General features: G+C 71.7%; 3 protein-coding genes. All 3 read left to right on the top strand.

The features are described 5' to 3' along the window. The coding region (locus AC27KI_RS20505; protein ID WP_487090883.1) for a DUF4132 domain-containing protein at positions 1-1,469 on the top strand (1,469 nt) is incomplete at its 5' end. A 52-nt stretch (positions 1,470-1,521) separates the two neighbouring features. Then, the gene (locus AC27KI_RS20510; protein WP_487115551.1) at positions 1,522-2,667 is read left to right on the top strand and encodes an ATP-binding protein; all 1,146 of its coding nucleotides are present in this window, start codon (positions 1,522-1,524) and stop codon (positions 2,665-2,667) included. After that, positions 2,664-3,749 (top strand): DUF5682 family protein (locus AC27KI_RS20515; RefSeq protein ID WP_487115553.1); only part of this gene is annotated, 1,086 nt, incomplete at its 3' end. The genes AC27KI_RS20510 and AC27KI_RS20515, both read left to right, overlap by 4 nt.

Raw genomic sequence — 3,749 nt, forward strand, 5'->3', positions numbered from 1 at the left:
GGCAGCCGCGCGGCTGGCGCCGCCCGGTGCTGCAGGACGGCCCGGGCCCTGGCAAGGCGCTGCCCGACGAAGCGCTCGACGCGCTCGGCCAGATGCTGACCTTCCCCACGAGCGAGGAGGTGTATGCCGGCATCGCCGTGGTGCGCGAGGCCTGCACGCCCGATTCGCTGGCCGATTTCGCATGGGATGCGTTCGGCGCCTGGCTCGAAGCGGGCGGCCCGTCGAAGGACGGCTGGGCGCTGACCGCGCTGGGCCTGCTGGGCACCGACGACACCGCCCGCCGGCTCACGCCCTTCATCCGCGCCTGGCCCGGCGAGTCGGCCCATGCGCGCGCCGTCACGGGGCTGGACGTGCTCGCGCAGATCGGCACCGACGTCGCGCTGATGCTGCTCAACGGCATCGCACAGAAGATCAAGTTCAAGGGCTTGCAGGACAAGGCCCGCGAGAAGATCGCCGCCATCGCCGAGGCGCGGGGCCTGAGCCCCGAGGAACTGGAGGACCGCCTCGCGCCCGACCTGGGCCTGGATGCGCAGGGCACGCTGCGGCTCGACTTCGGTCCGAGGGCGTTCAAAGTGGGCTTCGACGAGACGCTCAAACCCTATGTGCGCGAGGTCTCGGGGGACGGCAGCGACGGCGCGCGCCTGCCGGACCTGCCCAAGCCGAAGAAGACCGACGACCCCGACCTCTCGGCGCAGGCCGTGGAGCGCTTCAAGCTGCTCAAGAAGGACGCGCGCACCATCGCCAGCCAGCAGTTGCTGCGCCTGGAGGTGGCCATGTGCGCGCGCCGGCGCTGGACGCCGGAGGTATTCCGCACCTTCCTCGCCGGCCACCCGCTCGTGCGCCACATCGTGCAGCGCCTGGTGTGGGGCGTGTACGAGGTGCCAGATGGCGGCAGCTACGGCGGCCGGCTCGCGGCCTGCTTTCGCGTGGCGGAAGACGGCAGCACCACCACGGCCGAGGACGACCCGTTCGATATCCCGGAGGGCGCGCAGGTGCGCATCGGCGTTCCGCATGCGCTGGAACTGTCGCCCGAGGACGCCGCGGCCTTCGGCCAGATCTTCGCGGACTACGAGCTGCTGCAGCCGTTCCCGCAGATCGGCCGCGACACCTACACGCTGACCGAGGCGGAGAAGGCGGACATCAAGCTATCGCGCTGGACCAAGGCCAAGGTGCCCACGGGCCGCGTGCTGGGCCTGGTCAACAAGGGCTGGCGCCGCGGGCAGGCGCAGGACGGCGGCGGCATCTGGTACTTCACCAAGCCGCTGGGAGCCGCCCATGTGATCGAGTTGCACCTGGACCCCGGCATCATCGTGGGCATGGTGGACGAGTACCCCGAGCAGGAACTGGGCGAGGTGCAGGTGGGCAAGCCTTCCGCGTGGGGCGAGTTGCAGAATGCCGAGCCCATCGGCCGTCTGGACGCCATCTCCGCCAGCGAGCTGATCCGCGACCTGGAGGGGCTTCGCGCCTGACCGGCCATCGCATGGCTGCCCCCTGCCTTTCCCATCCCTGACCGACCGCACCATGGCCATCTCCCGCAAGACAACACCTCCCGGCGAAGCCGCAACCGCGGGAGTCCCGCTGCAGCGGCCGCCTTCCGAAATCCTCCATGCCGCGGAACTGGAGCGCCTGCGCGCACAGGACACGGACCCGCGCCCGCCCGGCTGGTCGCTGGGCCTGCGCGCCGCACGGGCCTTCATCCTGGGCGATGCGGCGCTGGGCATCGCCCCCAAGATCGTCGCGCCCGTGGCAAGCATCGAACGCATGCTGGTCACGCTGGCCACCGGCCGCGGGCTGATGCTCGTGGGCGAGCCCGGCACGGCCAAGTCGCTGCTGTCGGAGCTGCTCGCCGCGGCCGTCTCGGGCGTCTCCACGCTGACCATCCAGGGCGGCGCCTCGACCACCGAGGACCAGATCAAGTACGGCTGGAACTACGCCCTGCTCATCAACGAAGGCCCCAGCCCGCGCGCGCTCGTGCCCGCACCGCTCTACCAGGGCATGCAGCAGGGACGCATCGTGCGGTTCGAGGAGATCACGCGCGCGCCGCTGGAGGTGCAGGACTGCCTGCTCGGCATGCTCTCCGACCGCGTGATGGCGGTGCCCGAGCTGGCGGGCGAACACGCCATGCTCTACGCCCGCGAGGGCTTCAACATCATCGCCACGGCCAACACGCGGGACCGCGGCGTGAACGAGATGAGTGCCGCGCTCAAGCGCCGCTTCGACTTCGAGACCGTCTTCCCGATCCTCGACTTCGACCGGGAGCTGTCGCTCGTGCAGGACGCCAGCGCGCGGCTGCTCGCGCAAAGCGGCATCCCGCACGCCGTGCCGGCGTCGGTGCTGGAGCTGCTCGTGTCCACCTTCCGAGACCTGCGCGGTGCACCGGCCGACGGCCAGCGCGGCGCGCCGCCCGATGCGGCCATGGACCGCCTGAGCGCCGTGATGTCCACCGCCGAGGCCGTGAACGTGGCCCACGCGGTGGGCGTGCGCGCCTGGTTCCTGGAGCGGCGCGAGGGCTCGCCCGCCGACCTGGTGGACTGCATCGCCGGCACCATCGTCAAGGACAACGCCGACGACCGCGCCAAGCTGCGCCGCTATTTCGAGCAAAAGGCCGCCAAGCGCACGGGCGGGCACTGGCGCGCGTACTACGAAGCGCGCCACCGGCTGCCGTGAAGGCCGGCACGGCGCCGCCCGCCGACCCCGTCATCCTCGGCGTGCGCCACCACAGCCCCGCCTGTGCGCGGCTGGTGGCGGCGCGCATCCGGGCGCTGCGGCCCGCGTTCGTGCTGATCGAGGGGCCCGCGGATTTCAACGACCGGCTGGACGAGCTCTACCTGCCGCACCGCCTGCCGGTGGCGATCTACAGCTACCTGGCGCGCGGCGGTACGCACCGCGGATCGTGGACGCCCTTCGCCGATCACTCGCCCGAATGGCAGGCGCTGCAGGCCGGGCGGGAAGCCGGCGCGCAGGTGCGCTTCATCGACCTGCCCGCCTGGCACGACGCGTTCGCCCATCTCGAGAACCGCTACGCCGATGCGGCCGATGCCGAGCACCAGGCGCGGGCCGAGGCCTACGAGCGCGCGCTGGCGGACCAGCTCGCGGTGCAGGGCCGCGACGCGCTCTGGGACCACCTCTTCGAAGACGCAGGGCCGGAGGATCCGCACGCCGGCTGGGAGGCCAGCGATGGCCTGGCGCTGCGCCTGTCCACGTACTTCAGCCACCTGCGCGGCGAGGGGGAGGCGGGCTCGCTCGGCAACCAGGCGCGCGAACAGATGATGGCGCGCTGGATCGCCTGGGCCATGGCGCAGGACCTTGGAGCGGTGCTGGTGGTGTGCGGCGGCTACCACGCCCCCGCGCTCGCGCGGCTCTGGCGCGGCATGCCCACCGGCGAGCCGGAAACGCCGCAGCCTGCGGAAGACCCCGAAGACACTATCAAAAATATAGCAAACCACCCAATTACCACTAAGGCATCGGCACGATTTGGCTCTTACATCGTGCCCTACACCTTCCGGCGGCTCGATGCCTTCGCGGGCTATGCGTCGGGCATGCCGTCGCCGCAGTACTACCAGTGGCTCTGGGAGCACGGGGCCGAGGGCGCGGCCCGCGAGTTGCTGCGCGGCGTGGTGCAGCGCCTGCGCGAGCGCCAGCTGAGCGCCTCCACCGCCGACCTGATGGCCGTGCATGCGCGCGCGCTGGGGCTGGCGCGGCTGCGGGGGCACCGCCAGCCGTTGCGCTCGGACTGGCTCGACGCCCTG

This window comes from Acidovorax sp. KPB24-03 (genome assembly GCF_057546605.1).